Annotated in this window: 17 protein-coding genes; all 17 read left to right on the top strand. The window is 55.4% G+C overall.

Annotated elements, in window-relative coordinates:
- Positions 1-142 precede the first annotated feature (142 nt).
- The 17 genes from nadA (at position 143) to sufB (ending at position 19,296) form a co-directional block, all read left to right on the top strand.
- The gene (gene nadA, locus UCI88_RS10105; protein WP_256179474.1) at positions 143-1,048 is read left to right on the top strand and encodes a quinolinate synthase NadA; all 906 of its coding nucleotides are present in this window, start codon (positions 143-145) and stop codon (positions 1,046-1,048) included.
- A 15-nt stretch (positions 1,049-1,063) separates the two neighbouring features.
- Positions 1,064-2,389 (top strand): L-aspartate oxidase, encoded by a 1,326-nt coding sequence (locus UCI88_RS10100; protein ID WP_044503022.1) that lies wholly within the window; start codon positions 1,064-1,066, stop codon positions 2,387-2,389.
- Positions 2,358-3,209 carry a carboxylating nicotinate-nucleotide diphosphorylase gene (gene nadC, locus UCI88_RS10095; protein WP_256179475.1) on the top strand — a complete coding sequence of 284 codons (852 nt, stop codon included), beginning with the start codon at positions 2,358-2,360 and terminating at the stop codon, positions 3,207-3,209. The genes UCI88_RS10100 and nadC overlap by 32 nt, the downstream gene beginning before the upstream one ends.
- A 125-nt stretch (positions 3,210-3,334) precedes the next feature.
- Positions 3,335-4,393, top strand: a complete 1,059-nt coding sequence (gene mutY, locus UCI88_RS10090) for an A/G-specific adenine glycosylase (protein WP_256179476.1) — start codon at positions 3,335-3,337, stop codon at positions 4,391-4,393.
- A 30-nt stretch (positions 4,394-4,423) separates the two neighbouring features.
- On the top strand, positions 4,424-5,623 hold the full coding sequence (locus tag UCI88_RS10085; RefSeq protein WP_288159866.1) for a metallophosphoesterase: 1,200 nt from the start codon (positions 4,424-4,426) through the stop codon (positions 5,621-5,623).
- 15 nt (positions 5,624-5,638) lie between these two features.
- On the top strand, positions 5,639-6,640 hold the full coding sequence (locus UCI88_RS10080; RefSeq protein WP_256179477.1) for a nucleoid-associated protein: 1,002 nt from the start codon (positions 5,639-5,641) through the stop codon (positions 6,638-6,640).
- Between the two features lie 47 nt (positions 6,641-6,687).
- Positions 6,688-8,808: an excinuclease ABC subunit UvrB gene (uvrB, locus tag UCI88_RS10075; protein WP_256179497.1), complete on the top strand. Its 2,121-nt coding sequence runs from the start codon at positions 6,688-6,690 to the stop codon at positions 8,806-8,808.
- A gap of 36 nt (positions 8,809-8,844) precedes the next feature.
- Positions 8,845-11,700, top strand: a complete 2,856-nt coding sequence (gene uvrA, locus UCI88_RS10070) for an excinuclease ABC subunit UvrA (protein ID WP_256179478.1) — start codon at positions 8,845-8,847, stop codon at positions 11,698-11,700.
- 3 nt (positions 11,701-11,703) lie between these two features.
- Positions 11,704-13,530: an excinuclease ABC subunit UvrC gene (gene uvrC / locus UCI88_RS10065; RefSeq protein ID WP_044503015.1), complete on the top strand. Its 1,827-nt coding sequence runs from the start codon at positions 11,704-11,706 to the stop codon at positions 13,528-13,530.
- Between the two features lie 47 nt (positions 13,531-13,577).
- Positions 13,578-14,228: an RsiV family protein gene (locus UCI88_RS10060; protein WP_065359548.1), complete on the top strand. Its 651-nt coding sequence runs from the start codon at positions 13,578-13,580 to the stop codon at positions 14,226-14,228.
- Positions 14,229-14,320: 92 nt separating this feature from the next.
- Complete coding sequence (gene rd / locus UCI88_RS10055) at positions 14,321-14,482, top strand: rubredoxin (RefSeq protein ID WP_044503013.1); 162 nt, start codon at positions 14,321-14,323, stop codon at positions 14,480-14,482.
- A 128-nt stretch (positions 14,483-14,610) separates the two neighbouring features.
- On the top strand, positions 14,611-15,006 hold the full coding sequence (locus UCI88_RS10050; protein WP_256179479.1) for a hypothetical protein: 396 nt from the start codon (positions 14,611-14,613) through the stop codon (positions 15,004-15,006).
- A gap of 73 nt (positions 15,007-15,079) precedes the next feature.
- Complete coding sequence (gene scfA / locus UCI88_RS10045; RefSeq protein ID WP_014017076.1) at positions 15,080-15,220, top strand: six-cysteine ranthipeptide SCIFF; 141 nt, start codon at positions 15,080-15,082, stop codon at positions 15,218-15,220.
- Between the two features lie 69 nt (positions 15,221-15,289).
- Positions 15,290-16,723 (top strand): thioether cross-link-forming SCIFF peptide maturase, encoded by a 1,434-nt coding sequence (gene scfB, locus UCI88_RS10040; RefSeq protein WP_256179480.1) that lies wholly within the window; start codon positions 15,290-15,292, stop codon positions 16,721-16,723.
- Positions 16,724-16,733: 10 nt separating this feature from the next.
- Positions 16,734-16,922 (top strand): hypothetical protein, encoded by a 189-nt coding sequence (locus UCI88_RS10035; RefSeq protein ID WP_302356992.1) that lies wholly within the window; start codon positions 16,734-16,736, stop codon positions 16,920-16,922.
- A 170-nt stretch (positions 16,923-17,092) separates the two neighbouring features.
- Positions 17,093-17,827, top strand: a complete 735-nt coding sequence (gene sufC / locus UCI88_RS10030; protein ID WP_044503009.1) for a Fe-S cluster assembly ATPase SufC — start codon at positions 17,093-17,095, stop codon at positions 17,825-17,827.
- 56 nt (positions 17,828-17,883) lie between these two features.
- Positions 17,884-19,296: a Fe-S cluster assembly protein SufB gene (sufB, locus tag UCI88_RS10025; protein WP_141669483.1), complete on the top strand. Its 1,413-nt coding sequence runs from the start codon at positions 17,884-17,886 to the stop codon at positions 19,294-19,296.
- Positions 19,297-19,310: the final 14 nt, after the last annotated feature.

The raw sequence follows: 19,310 nt of genomic DNA, 5'->3' as shown, positions 1-19,310 counted from the left end.
TTGTCATGACAGTAGTATTGTCAAAAATCGGTCAATAGGGTATAATTGGTGTAAATAAAAATTGTCGTCAGCCTTAGGGACTGGCGGTTTGAACGGGACTTGTCCAAAGGGCGGTCCCGTTTCCCTGAAAGGATGGAAACCTGTGTATATTGAAGATGAGATCGCTGCCCTGAAAAAAGAAAAAGAGGCCATTATCCTCGCCCACTATTACGTGCCCGATGAGGTACAGGCCTATGCTGACTACGTCGGCGACTCCTTTGGTCTGGCCAAAAAGGCCGTTGAAACGGATGCTAAAATCATCGTCTTTGCCGGCGTCGATTTTATGGGTGAGAGCGCCAAGATGCTCAATCCCAAAAAGAAAGTCCTCATGCCCGATCGGACGGCGTCCTGTCCCATGGCCCACATGGCCGATACGGCGACGATCGAAAAGGCCCGCGCCGAGTATGACGACTTGGCCGTCGTCTGTTACGTCAATTCGACGGCAGCCGTAAAAGCTGCGTCCGACGTCTGCGTCACGTCGTCCAATGCCGTCAAGATCGTCAAGAAGCTGCCCCAGAAGAATATTTTCTTTACGCCGGATAAAAACCTGGGACACTACGTTTCGACCCAGGTGCCGGATAAGCATTTTATCCTCAATCAGGGCTTTTGTCCCCGTCACGATACGGTCGATCCGGACTACGTAAAGAAGGTACAGGCCGCTCATCCTCAGGCCCTGTTCCTGGCCCATCCCGAATGCCGCAAGGAAGTCCTGGCCCTGGCCGATTACGTCGGCAGCACGTCAGGCATCATCGACTATGCCGGTTCGTCGGATGCCAAGGAATTCATCATCGGAACCGAAGGCGGCGTCTTTTATGAGCTGGAAACGCGGAATCCCGATAAGGTCTTTTATCCGGCCATGGAAGATGCGTACTGCATCAATATGAAGAAGGTCACCTTGGAAAAGGTCCGTGACTGCCTGCGCGACGAAACGAACGAAGTCTTTGTCGATGCCAAGATGGCAGGGAAGGCCGTTCAGGCTTTGGAACGGATGCTGGATTTAGCCAAATAGAAGAAGGTAGATGTCATGGAAACAGAAAAAACAGATGTTGTCATCGTCGGCACCGGTGCCAGCGGTCTCTTTGCCGCTCTCCACGTACCGCGCGATAAGAAAGTGCTCATGATTACGAAGGATGACGTGGAAAACAGCGATTCTTTCCTGGCTCAGGGGGGGATCTGCGTCCTTCACGATGAAAACGATTACGACAGCTTCATGGAAGATACGTTGAAAGCCGGCCATTACGAAAACCGCCGCGAATCGGTGGATATCATGATTCGCTCGTCGCGGCGCATCATCGATGAACTCGTCGGCTACGGCGTCGATTTTGCCCGAAAGGCCGACGGCTCTTTCGACTATACCCGCGAAGGCTGTCACTCCCGGCCGCGGATCCTCTTTCATAAGGATATTACAGGCAAGGAAATCACCAGCCGCCTCTTGGCTGCCGTTCGGGAGCTGCCCAATGTGACTATCTGCGACTACACGACCATGGTCGACATCCTTACTGACGGCAACACCTGTCTCGGTATCCTGGCCCGTGAAAAGGACGGAGCCTACCGGGCCATTGAAGCCGGCAACACGATCTTGGCCAGCGGCGGCATCGGCGGCCTTTACGACCACTCGACGAATTTCCCGCACCTTACGGGCGACGCCTTGGCCATTGCCATGCGCCACGGCATTGCTTTGGAAAACATCGATTACGTCCAGATCCATCCGACGTCCCTCTATTCGTCCCGTCCGGGCCGGAGTTTCCTCATTTCCGAATCGGTCCGCGGCGAAGGGGCTAAATTGCGCGGGAAAGACGGAAAGCGCTTTGCCAATGAAGTCCTGCCCCGCGATTTGATGACCGCTGCTATCCGCAAACAGATGGAAAAGGACCAACGGCCCTTCGTCTGGTTGGATATGACCGGACTGGGAACGGACGTCATAAAGGGCCATTTCCCCAATATTTATGAACGCTGCCTGGAAGACGGCATCGATGCCACCGTCGACTGGGTCCCGGTCACGCCGGCCCAGCACTACTTCATGGGCGGCATCCACGTCGACGGCCACAGTCGGACGACGATGGACCACCTCTACGCCGTCGGTGAAACGAGCTGCAACGGCGTTCACGGCCGCAACCGCCTGGCCAGCAATTCCCTCTTGGAAAGCCTGGTTTTCGGCAAACGGGCGGCCTTGGATCTGGCTGAAAAGGGCGACAGTCACGGCGATTTCAGCCTGGCCTGCGCTCAGGCTTCGGACTACGTCAGCCGCCATGAAGGGGGCCTTGCCGAAGTGTATCGCAAGAGCATCTTAGGGGAAATGGAAAGGGAGAAAAAGAGTCATGAACAACGTAACCATGAAATTGCAGGCTGATCCTTTGATTTTACAGGCCCTGCAGGAAGATATTACCGGTGAGGACGTGACGACCAACGCCATTTTGCCCGAAGACAGCCGGGGACAGGCGGAACTCTTGGCCAAAGCCGACGGCGTCATTGCCGGCCTTGCCGTTTTCGCCCGGGCCTTTACCCTCTTGGATGAAGGCGTAGAAGTCCGGTTTACCGTAAAAGACGGCGATACCGTCCGCAAGGGGCAGAAACTGGCTGACGTGACCGGCAGCATGCGGTCCATCTTGTCGGCCGAACGGGTCGGCCTCAACTATTTGCAGCGTATGAGCGGCATCGCTACGTATACTCGGCAGATTGCGAAACTGTTGGAAGGCAGCCGCATTAAACTGGTCGACACGCGCAAGACGACGCCCAATATGCGGGTCTTTGAAAAGTATGCCGTCACCGTCGGCGGCGGGGGAAACCACCGCTATAACCTGTCCGACGGCGTCCTCTTGAAGGACAATCACATCGGCGCTGCCGGCGGCGTCAAGAGAGCCATTGCCATGGCCAAGGCCTATGCGCCCTTCGTCCGCAAAATCGAAGTCGAAACGGAAAACCTGGACATGGTCCGCGAAGCCGTTGAAGCCGGGGCCGACATCATCATGCTGGACAACATGAGCCACGACATGATGAAGGATGCCGTAGCTATCATCGACGGCCGGGCCGAAACGGAATGCTCGGGCAACGTCACTAAGGAAAATATTGCCGCCCTGATCGATATCGGCGTCGATTATATTTCCAGCGGAGCCCTGACCCATTCGGCGCCCATCCTCGATTTATCCTTGAAAAATCTGCATCCTTTGTAAGTCGTAAATCCTTTCTTTTTAGGACTGACGGGATGAGAAAAAATAATAGAACACGTGTTTGACAAAAGGCCTCTTGATTTCTATACTAGTAAATAACAGTGTAGAAAGAAAGAGGCTTATTTCATATGAATATAAAAGAAGACAATTGGAGTTCCTTACTGCTCGACTGGTTCGATGCCCATGGGAGGGACCTGCCCTGGCGCGATGAATCGCCGCGAGATCCCTACAAGGTCTGGGTATCGGAAATCATGCTCCAGCAGACGAAGGTCGAAACGGTCCGTCCCTATTACGACAGCTGGATGGAACGGTTTCCCAATATAAAGAGCCTGGCGGCGGCGTCACAGGACGATGTGCTGCGCCAGTGGCAGGGCCTCGGTTACTACTCTCGGGCCCGCAATCTTCATGACGCCGTTCAGGAAGTACAGGCAAAATATGGCGGCCGCGTACCGGATACGAAGAAGGAAGTACGGGCTTTGAAAGGCGTTGGTGACTATACTGCCGGCGCTATTTTAAGCTTAGCCTACGGGAAGAAGGAAGCCGCCGTCGACGGCAACGTCCTGCGGATTTTTGCCCGTCTCTACGATATTGAAGAAAACGTTTTGACGACGGCCGTCAAGAAACAGGTGGCCGCCCTGGTCGAAGAACAGATGCCCGAAGCTCGTCCGGGCGCCTTCAATGAAGCCCTCATGGATTTAGGCGCCACGATCTGCATTCCCAAGCATCCCCGCTGTGAAGACTGCCCCTTAGGGGACATCTGCCTGGCCCGTGCTGCAGGGAAGGAGGGCGACCTGCCCATTCGTCAGGTCAAGAAGAAGGCGCCTGTCGAAAAGATTACGGTCGTCGTCCCTTGTCACGGGACGAAGTGGCTCGTCCATCGTCGGCCGCCGAAGGGCCTTCTGGCTTCCATGTGGGAATTTCCCAACGCCCCGGGAACGGGACAGGACGGAATCGACGCCGTCCGTCGGATGCTGGCCGAAAAGGGCCTGCAAGTTTCCGTCGACGCCAGTCCGGCCGGGACCTTGAAGAGTATTTTTTCGCATAAAGTCTGGCAGCTGACCGTTTATGAAGGCGAGCTGACCGACGGAAATATCAAAGAAGAGGAGAACTGGCAGTGGATTGACCGCAGCGACTACGATGCCCTGCCTTGGGCCGGTCCCCACGGTAAGATCACAGCCATGGTATAAGCCATGAAGGGAACTTTTTTCATTACGTTCATGATTTTTACGTCCTGCGTCTGCGTCCTGGCGTCTTTCTTATGGGACTACACCTTCCGCTCAGGCCACCGCAAGGCCCTGATCTTGGGGACCCTGGGGCTGACATTGTTGTCCGTTGCCGGATTCAGCCACTATGAAGAGGCCTTCCCGGGCTTGATTCTGTCCGGTTGGGACGGACTCTATGACGGCCGAAGCATGGCGGCCCTGGTTTGGCTCTTGGCCTTTTTTCTGGCCTTGCCCTGCCTCATCGTCGTCGCCCTGGCTGCGGCGGTCCATCGTTTTTGGCACCGCAAGGAGAAACCGGCCCCTCAGGGGATGACCCGTCGGACCTTCGTCAAGGGCCTGGCCGCCCTCATTCCGGCGGCGGCCTTTGCCACCAGCGGTGCCGGCAATGTCCTCGGCGAAAGCGATTTAGATACGACGCACCACGTCTTAAGGTATAAGAATTTGCCGGACTACCTCGACGGCTATAAAATCGGTCAACTCTCGGACCTGCATATGGGACTCTTCTTCAGCCCCGAGCGCCTTCAGGAATCGATCGATGCCGTCGCCGCACAGGGCGTCAACCGGCTGGAAATTACGGGCGATCTCATCGATGAGATCGTCCTTCTGCCCAAGGCCCGGGATATTATCAATGCCAATGCCGGCCGTTTTCCTGACGGCATCGATTTTTGCTACGGCAATCATGAATATTACCGCAATTTTTCGGCCATTACGGCCATGCTCGAAGATACGCCGGTCCGCATCCTGCGCAATGCGTCCTTTGAAGCCAGCCCCGGCTACGGAAGGGGCCTAAAGGGGAGGAGGGGCAGCGACAGCCGACCCTTCTACATTGCCGGTACGGACTACAGTTTTGCCCAAGGGGAAGAAGCCTTTGCCGAACAGCGGCAGGACTATGTCCGCCAGACCTTGGACGGCGTGCCGGAAGATGCCTTCGTCATCATGCTGGCCCACCATTCGGCCTTCATCGACGAAGCTTTTGAACGCAATATTCCCCTGACCCTCTGCGGTCATACCCACGGCGCTCAGTTTGCCCCCATCGGCCCCTTGGTTACAGCTGTGGGCTTTAAATACCTGCGCGGCATGTTCCGCAAGGGCGAAAGCCGGGGCTACGTCAACCGCGGTACCGGCCACTGGCTGCCTTTCCGTGTCCTTTGTTCCCGCGAAGCCAGTGTCTTTGAATTACGAAAACAAGCGTAGAGGATGATATAGATTATGATGATCAACGCAGCAGTGCTCCATATTTTTGATTTCAATACCAACGTCTGCATCGTGTCCCAGAAGGCCCTCGACTTCAGCAGCGACGTCGTCTATGAATACGTCAATAAGAGGCTGAGCCGGATCCTCGGCGATGCGTCCCAGCAGACGGGCGTCTTCTATGCGACCAGTGCCTTTCAGCCCAAGCTCCAAGCTGTCATCGACGGCAGCCTGACCTTTGACGAACTGGCGGCCGATACGGCCCGCGAACTCTACCAATTGGTGGCTCACTGCGATGAACCGGAGTCGACAGACCTCTTGGTCATCGACTTTCAGGATGACGACGACGTCCGCAACATGGCCGTCCTCATGCTGGACAATAAGACGGCCTATACCCATCAGATCCTCGACGACGAAGGGACGGTCTACAACAAGCTCATCAAGCACTACGCCATTTTGCCCGGTATGGCTCAGAAGGCCGAAGCCTATGCTCTCATCCGCCTCAGTGACTTTTCCATTCACTTCGTCGACAAGAAGCGCAAGATGGATGGCGAAGACGTCTACCTCCTGCCGGACCGCCTGCTCCAGTGCACGTCGGTCATTTCCAGTAAGGAAGCCGTCAAGGTCGTCAGCAAGATCGCTGAAAAAGTGGCCGAAGACCACGGTGCCAGCACGGTCGAAGCCTTGTCCAAGGCCAAGACCTATTTAGTGGAAAACGCCGAAAATGCCGATTCCTTCTCGCCCCAGGACATGGGGACGGAGGTCTTCGGCAGCTCGCCGGCCATGGCTCAGGAATTTCAGCAGCAAGTGGCCGAAGCTAAACTGCCTGACGTCGTGGCCATTGAAAAGGAATACGCCCAGAAGGCCGGCCGCAGCCATAAGATCAAGACCGATACGGGCATTGAAATCACCTTCCCGTCCGAATATATCGAAAACACCGATTTTATCCGCTTCATCAACAATCCCGACGGCACCTTGTCCATCGAGTTGAAGAACATCGGAAAGATCGTCAATAAATAGTTATTTTGTCCGCAGCCGACAGCTGCAGCGAGGTGGCCCTTATGGATATGTCTCATTACAATAAAGATTACGATACGTCCCATCCTTTCCGCGTCGTCGCCCCTTATGAACCGATGGGGGACCAGCCCGAAGCCATTGAATCCCTGGCCGAAGGCATCGAGTCCGGCCAATGGGCCCAGGTCCTCCTCGGCGCCACGGGGACCGGCAAGACCTTTACCATGGCCAAGCTCATCGAAAAGGTCCAGAAGCCGACGCTTGTCATCGCCCACAACAAGACCCTGGCAGCCCAGCTGTGCAGCGAATTCAAGGCCTTTTTCCCGGATAACGAAGTCGGCTATTTCGTCAGTTATTACGATTTTTATCAGCCTGAAGCCTACATCGCTTCGACCGATACGTATATCGAAAAGGATGCGTCCATCAACGATGAAATCGATAAACTGCGCCACTCGGCGACGATGAGCCTCTTTGAACGGCGGGACGTCATCATCGTCGCTTCCGTGTCCTGCATCTACGGCCTCGGTGACCCCGAAGACTACAGCGAACTCGTCGTCTCTTTGCGCCTGGGACAGGAAAAGACGCAGGAAGAAATCTTGAGGAAGCTCGTCGACATCCAGTACAACCGCAACGACATGAACCTCGACCGCGGGACCTTCCGCGTCCACGGCGATACGATCGAAGTCTTTCCGGCGGCCTTCGACAAGTCCATTATCCGCATCGAAATGTTCGGCGATGAAATCGATCGCCTGACCGAAGTCGACGTCCTGACCGGGGAAGTCATTGCCGAGCGCAAGCACGTCGCCATCTACCCGGCCAGCCATTACGTCACGACCAAGAACAAGATGGAACGGGCCTTGGGCACCATTAGCAAGGAATTGGACGAACGATTGAAAGTACTCAAAGACGGGGAACACCTGTTGGAAGCCCAGCGCCTGGAACAGCGGACGCGGTACGACATGGAAATGATGGAAGAAATGGGCTACTGCTCGGGCATCGAAAACTATTCCCGCCACTTGGCCGGCCGTAAAGCCGGACAGGCGCCGTACACCCTCCTTGATTATTTCCCTGACGACTTCATGATCCTCGTCGACGAATCCCACGTCACCCTGCCTCAATTGCGGGCCATGTACGCCGGTGACCGGTCGCGGAAGGAAAGCCTCATCGAATACGGCTTCCGCCTGCCGTCGGCCCTCGACAACCGGCCGCTGAAGTTCGATGAATTTGTCGAACGCATCAATCAGATCGTCTACGTCAGCGCCACGCCCGGGCCGTATGAAATGGATGTCGAAACGAATATGGCCCAGCAGATCATCCGCCCGACGGGCCTCCTCGATCCCAAGGTCGAAGTCCGTCCCATCGAAGGCCAGATGGATGACCTCTTAGGGGAAATCCGCAAGCGGACCGACAAGGACGAACGAGTCCTGGTCACGACTTTGACCAAGAAGATGGCCGAAGATTTGACGGACTATCTGAAGGAAATGGGCGTCCGCGTCCGCTACCTCCATTCGGATATCGCTACCATCGAGCGGGCTGAGATCATCCGCGACCTGCGGGTCGGCGAATTCGACGTCCTGGTCGGCATCAACCTCCTGCGCGAAGGCCTGGACATGCCGGAAGTCTCTCTGGTGGCCATCCTCGATGCCGATAAAGAAGGCTTCCTCCGTTCCGATACGTCCCTCATCCAGACCATGGGCCGGGCGGCGCGAAACGTCGAAGGGACGGTCATCATGTATGCCGATAAGATTACCGATTCCATGGCCCGCGCCATGGACGAAACCCAGCGCCGCCGGGAAATTCAGGATACTTATAATAAACAGCACCACATTACGCCGAAATCGGTCAAGAAAGACGTGGTCAACCTCATCGAACTGACGAAAGTTGCTGAAGACGATGCGGCCTACGGCAGCAAACGAGGCGGCAAGGGCAAGGCCATGACCCGCGAAGCCTTGAACAAGGTCATTAAGACCATGACCCTGCAAATGAAGGAAGCGTCGAAGCGGCTGGAATTTGAAAAGGCTGCCGAACTGCGCGACCGCTTAGGGCAGCTGCGCCAACAGTTGGCCGATATGAGCCACGACGACACCCTGCCGAAAGAAATGGGCGGGGAAGACATGCCCAGCCGCCGCTACCGGCGAAAGATCAAGCGGCCCGATGCTAAGAAGAAGCGCTAGGCCGCTGCGGTAGGAAGATAGAGGAAGGAGTTTACCTTGCAAGATAAATATATTGTCATCAAAGGTGCCCGCCAGCACAATTTAAAAAATATCGACGTCAAGATTCCCCGGGACAAGCTGGTCGTCTTTACGGGCCTGTCGGGATCGGGCAAGTCGTCCCTGGCTTTCGATACCATCTATGCCGAAGGCCAGCGGCGCTACGTCGAATCTCTGTCGGCCTATGCCCGCCAGTTTTTGGGCCAAATGGACAAGCCCGACGTCGACTATATCGAAGGCCTGTCGCCGGCCATTTCCATCGACCAGAAGACGACCAGCCGCAATCCCCGGTCGACGGTCGGGACGGTTACCGAAATCTACGACTACCTGCGCCTGCTCTATGCCCGTGTCGGCGACGCTTTCTGCCCGCATTGCGGCAAGCCCATTCGCCAGCAGACCATCGAGCAGATGGCCGATGCCGTCATGGCCCTCGGTGAAGGGGAGAAGGTCATGGTCATGGGCCCTGTCGTCGACGGCCGCAAGGGGACCCATCAAAAGCTCCTGGCCCGACTGATTAAAGACGGTTATACCCGGGTCCGCGTCGACGGCGAAGTCTACCTCCTGTCCGACGACATCCCCTTAGATAAGAATAAGAAGCATACCATCGACGTCATCGTCGACCGCTTGGTCATTAAAGACAGCATCGTCATGCGTCTCACCGATTCCTTGGAAACGGCAGCCAAACTGGCCGACGGCATCGTCCACATCTTCCGCATGGGGACTCAGGAGGTCCTGACCTTCAGCCAGCACTTTGCCTGCCCGGACTGCCATATCAGCCTGCCGGAAATCGAGCCCCATCTCTTTTCTTTCAACAGTCCCTTCGGCGCCTGCCCGGACTGCTCGGGTATCGGCAGTACGATGGAAGTCGATGCGCACCTGGTCTTGCCGGACAAGAAGAAATCCTTTGCCGACGGGGCCATTGCCGCCCTCAGCAGCAATCCCGATTCGTGGTTCATGCGTCAGCTCGGCGGCCTCTTGAAGCCCCACGGCTTTACCTTGGATAATTGTTACGACGACTTGCCGAAAGACCTTCAGGATCAATTGATGAACGGCTCGGACGAAAACTGCGTCTTTGAATATGAAAACCTGCGGGGCGAAGTGAAGACCTTTTCCCTGCCTTTTGAAGGCGTCCTGCCCATGGTCCGCCGCCGTTACCGTGAAGCCTCTTCCGATATGATGCGCGACCAGTTTGCCCAGTTCATGACGGTCAAGCCCTGCTCGACCTGTCACGGCACGCGCCTTCGCCACGAAGCTCTGGCCATTAAAATCGGCGGCCTCAACATTGCCGAGCTGACCGATTTGCCCATCCGCGACATGATTCCTTTCTTTGACAATCTGAAACTGACAGAAAAGCAGCAGCTTATCGGCCAGCAGGTCTTTAAGGAAATCAAGGCTCGCCTGGCATTCCTCCAGACCGTCGGCCTCGATTACCTGACCCTGTCGCGGACGGCAGGCACCTTATCCGGCGGCGAAGCTCAGCGTATCCGCCTGGCCACTCAGATCGGATCGGGCCTGGTCGGCGTCCTTTACATCCTCGATGAACCGTCCATCGGCCTTCATCAAAGGGACAATGACCGCCTCCTCGACGCCTTGCGCAACCTCCGCGATTTGGGCAATACCCTCATCGTCGTCGAACACGATGACGATACCATGCGGGCTGCCGACTACATCATCGATATCGGCCCTGAAGCGGGGGAACACGGCGGCACTATCGTCGCCCAGGGGACGGCTGAAGACATCATGGCCTGCCCGAAGTCCCTGACCGGCCAATATTTGAAGGGGACGAAATATATTCCCATCCCGGAAGAACGGCGAAAGGGAAACGGTTCCTTCATCAAAATCATCGGTGCTGCCGAACACAATTTAAAGAACGTCGACGTTTCCATTCCCATCGGGACCCTGACCGTCGTCACCGGCGTTTCCGGATCGGGCAAGTCGACCTTGGTCAATGAAATCCTCTATAAGGCCATGGCCGAAGCCGTCTACGGCACGCCTCACCGGCCGGGGAAATTCAAGGCCCTCGAAGGGGTCGAACACATCGATAAGATCATCAACATCGACCAGTCGCCTATCGGCCGGACGCCGCGGTCCAACCCGGCGACGTACACCGGCGTCTTCGATGCCATCCGCCAGCTCTACAGCCAGACGTCGGAAGCCAAGGTCCGAGGCTATAAAGCCGGCCGCTTCAGCTTCAACATCAAGGGCGGCCGCTGTGAAGCCTGCAAGGGCGACGGCATCATCCGCATCGAAATGAACTTCCTGCCCGACGTCTACGTGCCCTGTGAAGTCTGCCACGGCGCCCGCTATAATCGGGAGACACTGGAAGTAAAATATAAGGGAAAAACTATTTCCGACGTCCTCAACATGACCGTCGACGATGCCTGCAAGTTCTTTGAAAACCAGCCGCGCATCGTCAATAAGATGAAGACCCTCCAACAGGTCGGCTTGGGCTATATCCGTTTGGGTCAGCCGGCGACGACCTTGTCCGGCGGCGAAGCCCAGCGGGTCAAGCTGGCGACGGAACTGTCTAAGCGCAGCACCGGCCGGACCCTGTACATCCTCGATGAACCGACGACGGGCCTCCACGCAGCCGACATCCATAAATTGATGGACGTCCTGCAGATGCTCGTCGACGGCGGCGATACGGTCGTCGTCATCGAACACAACTTAGACGTCATCAAGACGGCGGACTACCTCGTCGACCTCGGACCGGAAGGCGGCGACGGCGGCGGTACCGTCGTGGCCACGGGGACGCCGGAAGACATCTGCAAGGTCCCGGCCTCCTATACGGGTCAATTCTTGAAGCCCGTCCTGGAACGGACGAGGGCCTTTATGGAACAGGGAGAAGGGAGGTAAGCCATGGCTGTCAGTGAAGCCGTACGCAAGAAAGTACAGAACCTGCCCGGCCAGCCCGGGGTCTACCTGTGGAAGGACGAGAACGGGAAGATCATCTACGTCGGCAAAGCTGTAAATCTGCGCAACCGCGTGACCAGCTACATCCGTCACGACGTCAACCGTTCGCCCAAGGTGGCCGCCATGATCAGCCATGCTGCCGACCTGGAGACCATCGTCGTCGCCACCGAGATGGAAGCCCTGATCTTAGAAAACAACCTCATCAAGAAGCATCATCCCCGCTACAACATCATGCTCCGCGACGACAAGACCTACCCCTATATCAAGGTCACCGTCCAGGAAGACTATCCGCGGATCTTCATGACCCGCCGCGTCAGTCGTGACGGCGCCCGCTATTTCGGCCCCTTTGCCGACTCGACGGCGGTCCACCGGGTCTTGAAACTGATGCAGCGGGCCTACCGCATCCGCTCGTGCCGAGTCATGCCCAATGACCGGCCCTGCCTGCAGTACCACTTGCACCACTGCGATGCGCCCTGCGTCCACTACATTACCAAGGCCGACTACAACGAGAGGGTCGACCAGGCCGTGGCCGTCCTCGAAGGTCGGGACAAGGGCATCGTCCGGACCTTGCAGGATAAGATGGCTGAAGCGGCGGAAGCCATGGAGTTTGAAAAGGCCGCCATGTATCGCGACCAATTGAAGGCCGTCGCTGTCATTCAGGAACAGCAGAATATCGTCAACACCGACGGCGGCGACATGGACGTCATCGGCCTGGCCCGTCAGGCCGGTCAGACCTGCGTCCAGATTTACACCGTCCGCATGGGGAAACTCATGGGAAGGGAAACCTTCTCGTTGGACAACAGCAGTGACGAAGAAGAAGGGGCCCTGATGAATGCCGTCCTCGACCAGTATTACAGCGACGGTACCTTCGTTCCGACAGAAGTCGTCGTCCCGGCTATGGAAGACGGGGAAAGCTGTGAACGCCGCCTGAGCGAACAGAAGGGCAAGAAGGTCAGCGTCATCGTCCCCCAGCGGGGAACGAAGAAACAGCTCTTGGCTATGGCCTGTGAAAACGCCGCCGCCCTCTTGGAACAGAAGCGCCTCCAGTGGCAGCACGACGTGGACAAGACGACGGGAGCCGTCGAAGGCTTGGCGCGGATCCTCAATCTGCCCTATCTTCCCGAACGGATGGAATGCTTCGATATTTCCCATACCCAGGGAATCGAGACCGTTGCCTCCATGGTCGTCTTTGAACACGGCCAGCCGGCCAAGAAGGAATACCGCCGCTTTAAATTGAAGACCGTTCAGGGCAAACCGGACGACTTCAAGTCCATGGCCGAAATCATGGGCCGCCGCTACGGCGAAAAAGACTGGCCCGTGCCGGACCTCATCATCATCGACGGCGGCAAGGGCCAGCTCCACGCCGCCCTTCCCATCATCCGCGATGCCGGCTGTGAAGCGCCGGTCATCAGCTTGGCCAAGCGCATCGAAGAAGTCTTCGTCGAAGGCAGCAGCGAGTCCATCATCTTAAGCCATCACACGCCGGAACTGCAGCTCCTCCAGTCCATCCGCGACGAAGCCCACCGCTTTGCCATTACCTATCACCGGAATCTGCGCGGCAAGCGCAGTCTGGTGTCGGTATTGGACCACGTCGAAGGCATCGGCCCCAAGCGCCGCAAGGCCCTGTGGACGGCCTTTAAGACCCTGGCCGATATGAAGGCGGCGTCCATCGAAGAACTGGCTGCCGTGCCGGGCATGAACCGTCGTGCCGCTGAAAATATCTATGACTTTTTCCGCTTAGGGAGCGATGAAAAGCGGAAAATTGTCCAATAAATATGGTATAATAAAGAAACAGAAAAAATAAAGAGGAGGGATTCCTTATGATAAACAAGAAATTGCTCACCCTTTTGTGCGGAGCCTGGCTCATGGGGGCTGTCGCCATGGCAGCCTCGCCGGCCGTCATCGAAGACGCACCGAAGGCTGTCTATACCCATGATGATGGCAGTGTCCTGACCATCCAGTATCCGTCGGTCACCGTCGAAGGCAATGCCGCAGCGGCAGCTGTCATCGCCAATTATTTTGCCGATGAACAGGCTCAGGCTCAGGAGTTTTTTGCCCAGCAGGGGACGAAGGGCGTCAAGCTGACGGAAGAAAAGCATTATACGGTTACCTTGAACAATGGGAAATACCTGTCGTTCCTCGATGAAGGCTACCTCTATTTCGACCGAGCCGCTCATCCGACGAGCTGGAAGACGGGTGTCGTCTTCGACATGGAAACGGGCCGGCGCATTACGGACTGGCGCGAACTGGTCAAACCGGGTGATGAAAAGGCTTTCACCCTGCAAAAGATCACCAACAAGCTGACCTTGAGCGACCACGTCTTGTCGACCTATTTCAACGGCCTGACGGAAGATCCCAAGAATTTTTACCTCGATAAAAAAGGCAATATCCACTTCATTTTCGGCCAATATGAAGTAGCCCCATACTCGTCGGGAATCATCGATATTAATATGGGAAAACAGGCAAAATAGCCTTGCAATTTTTAAGACAATATGATATTATAATTGTGTAAAAATAATTAATAAGTATTATTTATTAATACGTCAATCAGGAGGGAAAGATTATGGATAAGTACGAATGCACAATCTGCGGCTACATTTATGATGAAGCTGAAGGCGACGCTGACAACGGTATCGCTGCTGGCACGAAGTTTGCTGATCTTCCGGAAGATTGGGTATGTCCGACCTGCGGTGCTGACAAAGGTTCCTTCACGAAGATGGACTAATGCAGCCATGAAAGCTGTCGCTTCGGCGGCAGCTTTTTTTATTGACAATCTCCTGAATGCACGATAAAATTAATACGTTAGACATAACCATTCTTCATGCTCCACATGATTTTGCAGGAGGTGCTTCTGTGAATTTAAAATATGTCAAAGGCAGCTACATGGATGAAATCATGGTTGACGGCCGCCCCGTTTTGTTTACCCTCGACGGACTTCCTGAAGGCCGGGAAGAACAGGCACAGCAGTATGCTGAGGAAATCTGGAACTGGGTCTTGGAACACCAGTCTCAGGTCGTTTCCCACGCACCGCTCATTGCCGGCTTCAAAAATAAGAAATGGCGTTCCGAGGGTGAGCCGGAAGTGACTGCTGAGGACATTATCGGGTGTCTGCAGCGCATTACCTCGATTTATGCCACCTATCAAGAAGGCTTTGACGTTTTCTTTGACACCAACGCGGTATTTGAAGAAAGATCGCTGGTCATCAGCATCGGCAAGAACTTCTTCTTTGAAGGTTTTAAACTCTTATAGTTTTGACTTCTGTTGTAGAATCGTCTGTAATGTGGTAAAATAAAGCATAATCTTTGATAGCGAGGTGAAGATCATGGCAAAACACATCATTACGATTAATACGGAATCGATCCAGAAGACGGCACAGCACGCTGGCTGCAGCGAATGTCAGACGTCCTGCCAGTCCGCCTGCAAGACTTCTTGCACCGTTGGCAATCAGATCTGCACAAAATAAGTTATTCAAGGAAAAGGGGCGTCGCTCACGCGGCACCCCGTTCTTTTTTATATGGAGGAAAGATTATTCATGGCTGAAATTAAACCAATGATTCATAAATACTGTCAAAACGGTACCTACATGCTCCTCGACGTCAACAGCGGCATCATCAACGTCATCGACAAGATGACCTACGATGTCCTCGACGTCTACGACGGCACGAACAAAGACGCCGTCTACGAAGCCTTTGCCGGTACGTACGATAAACAGGATCTCGACGACATCCTCGGCGAGCTCGATGAACTGATCAAGAAGGAACTCCTCTTCGCGCCCATGACGGAAAACTTCAAAGTCGTCGCCGAAGAAGAACCGGTCATTAAATCCCTGTGCCTCAACATCGCTCACGACTGCAACCTGCGCTGTCAGTACTGCTTTGCCTCCCAAGGCGACTACGACACGCACAAGCGGGAACTGATGAGCTTCGACGTAGCCAAGAATGCCGTCGACCTCTTGATTCGCAGCACTGAAGGCAAGCGCCAGCACTGCGAAATCGACTTCTTCGGCGGCGAACCGCTGATGAACTTCGGCGTCGTCAAACAGACCATCGAATACATCCGGGAGCAGGAAAAGATCCACGATAAGGTCTTCAAGCTGTCCCTGACGACCAACGGCATGCTCCTCGATCCGGCTAAGGTCAAGTACCTGACGGACAACCACATCAGCCTCATCCTGAGCCTCGACGGCCGTCCCGAAGTCCACGACCGCATGCGTCCCGACGCCGGCGGCCGCAGCTCCTATAAGACCTGTGCCGACAACCAGGTCTATGCGGCCAAGCACCGCAACGGGGAAGAGTACTACGTCCGCGGCACGTACACGACGTACAACCTGGACTTTACGAAAGACGTCGAACACATGGCCGACCTCGGCTTTGAAGGCCTGTCCATGGAACCCGTCGTCGGCGACGACCTGTCCTACGCCATTACCGAAAAGGACCTGCCCCGCATCTTCGACGAATACGACAACTTAGCCGAATTCTACTTGAAACGCCTCGACGAAGGCCGTCCCTTCATCTACTATCACTTCATCATGGACCTCTACCGCGGCCCCTGTATCGCCAAACGCCTCCGCGGCTGCGGTGCCGGCCACGAATACATGTGCGTCGTCCCCAACGGCGACATCTATCCCTGCCACCAGTTCGTCGGCCAGGACGAATACGTCATCGGCAACGTCTATGACGGCGTGACCAATACGACCCTGCCGCCCTTGTTCCGTGATATGCACGTCCTCAACAAGCCCATCTGCTGTGACTGCTGGGCCAAATTCTTCTGCAGCGGCGGCTGCCATGCCAACAACATCAAGTACGGCGGCGACATCAAGACGCCGTATGACCTGAGCTGCCGGATCCAGAAGAAACGCATCGAATGCGCTATGTATATCCAGGCGACGCTGGCCTTGCGCGGCCAGAAGGCTCGTCTCTTCGGCGACCCTGAAGAAGACTGCAACGGGTGCAATGCCTGTGGCTAAGCTGACGAAGATGATGAAACTCAAGCTGTTTCTGTGGCTCGTCGTCTACGCCTTTTTGATCTATGCCCTCATCGTCGACGGTCCGTCAACAGGTCTTTTGGGCCTGCTGGCGGCAGCCGTCGTCGTCTGCGGCATGCAGCTCTGGCTGCGCAGTGATTTGCGGGCCCGCTGGATGAAGGACAAAGGCCATAAAAAATAGTCAAAAAAGCGACTAAATAGGTTGACTTTGTGGCGTTTATGGAGTACATTAAGAACAGTACAGTAAGTGTATCTAAATGGTATACTTTATCAATATAGGAAATCATTACGTTTTTGCATCGCCGTGCAAGATTGACGTAAAACGTAGAACTTAACGTAGGAGTGATAATGATGAGTGAATTATTAAGAGTAGAAGGCTTGCATATCGCCGTCGAAGGCAAAGAAATCCTCAAGGGCCTCGATTTGACGATCAATACGGGCGAAACGCATGTCATCATGGGTTCCAACGGCGCCGGGAAATCGACGCTGTTCAATGCCATCATGGGCAATCCGAAGTACGTCGTCACGGCCGGGAAGATCTTTTTCGAAGGTCAGGACATTACGGAAGCTCCGGTCAACGAACGCGCCAAAGCCGGCATCTTCATGGCTTTTCAGCAGCCCATCGCCGTCCAGGGCATTTCCGTTGAAAACTTCGTCCGCAACGCCAAGAGCACCATTTCCGGCCAGCAGCGCATCATGCCTTTCCGCAAGAAGCTTCACGCCCAAATGGATCAGCTGAAGATGGACAAGTCTTACGCCGAACGCTATGTCAACGACGGCTTCTCCGGCGGGGAACGGAAAAAGACGGAAATCCTTCAGATGTGCATGCTCGAACCGAAGCTGACCATGCTCGATGAAATCGACTCGGGCCTCGACGTCGATGCTGTCCGTATCGTATCGGAAACGGTCGCTCAGTACCACAATGAAAACAATTCGATTATGGTCATTACTCACCACAGCGAAATCCTGCAGCAGCTCAAACCGGATTTCGTTCACATCCTGATCGACGGCAAGATCGTCAAGACCGGCGACGCATCCCTCATCCAGGCGATTGAAGCCAACGGTTACGACGCATACAAAGGCTAGTGGGAGGTACAGCTATGGCTGATAACAACGAAAAATTTGCCTCACAGCAGGCGAAGATGGCTGACGAACGCAAGACCATCGACACCTTTGCTGACTTTGGCAATATGTATAATTTTAAAAAAGATTTTACCTATTCCTATAAGACCGATGCCGGTCTGACGGAAGACATCGTTCGGGAAATCTCGGAAAAGAAGCACGAACCGCAGTGGATGCTCGATTTCCGCCTCAAGTCCCTGGACCTGTTCAACCGCATGGAATATCCGAACTGGGGTCCTGACATCAGCGAACTCGACATGGACAACATCGTCACCTACGTCCGCCCCAATTCCCAGATGAAAGGCAATTGGGACGACGTACCGGACGATATCAAGGATACCTTTGACCGCCTGGGCATCCCCGAAGCGGAAAAGACGTCTTTGGCCGGTGTCGGCGCTCAGTACGACTCGGAAGTCGTCTATCACAGCATCCAGGACGAACTCGTCCAGCAGGGCGTCGTCTACACCGACTTCGACACGGCCCTCGATCAGTACGAAGACATCGTCAAGGCTCACTTCATGAAGCTCGTCCCGCCGACGGACCATAAGTTTGCCGCCCTTCACGGCGCCGTTTGGTCCGGTGGCTCCTTCGTCTACGTGCCGGCCGGCGTCGACGTATCGATTCCTTTGCAGAGTTATTTCCGCCTCAATGCACCGGGGGCAGGCCAGTTCGAACACACCATGATCATCGTCGAAAAGGGGGCCAAGGTCCACTTCATCGAAGGCTGTTCGGCTCCGAAATACAACGTAGCCAACCTCCATGCCGGCTGCGTCGAACTGTTCATCGGCGACGATGCAGAGCTGACCTATTCGACCATTGAAAACTGGTCCAAGAATATGTACAACCTCAATACGAAGCGGGCCATCGTCGGCAAAAACGGCCGCATCAACTGGGTCACGGGCTCCTTCGGTTCCCATACGTCGTGCCTCTATCCCATGAGTATCCTCAATGGCGAAGGCGCGCACTGCGAATTTACAGGCGTCACCTTTGCCGGGGCCGGCCAGTTCCTCGATACGGGCTCCAAGGTCGTCCACAACGCGCCCAATACGACGAGCAACATCAACTCCAAGTCCCTCAGCAAGAGCGGCGGCGTCAGCATTTACCGCGGCAGCGTCGTCATCAACCCGCCGGCCGACGGAGCCAAGGCCAACGTCAGCTGCGAATCGCTGATGCTCGACGAAGAGTCCCAGTCCGATACGATCCCGGCTATCATCGTCAAGAACGACAACATCGACCTCGGTCATGAAGCTTCCATCGGCCGTATTTCCGATGAAGCCATCTTCTATCTCATGAGCCGCGGCCTCAGTGAAGATGACGCCCGGGCCATGCTCGTCCGCGGCTTCGTCGAACCCGTATCCAAGGCTTTGCCCCTTGAATATGCCGTAGAAATGAATAACCTGATCAACCTCGAACTCAAAGGTTCGTTGAAATAGGGAGGAGGAATATT

Source organism: Megasphaera massiliensis (genome assembly GCF_036305205.1).
Classification (GTDB): Bacteria; Bacillota; Negativicutes; order Veillonellales; family Megasphaeraceae; genus Megasphaera; species Megasphaera massiliensis.
This window is presented reverse-complemented; position numbering and strand designations above follow the sequence as displayed.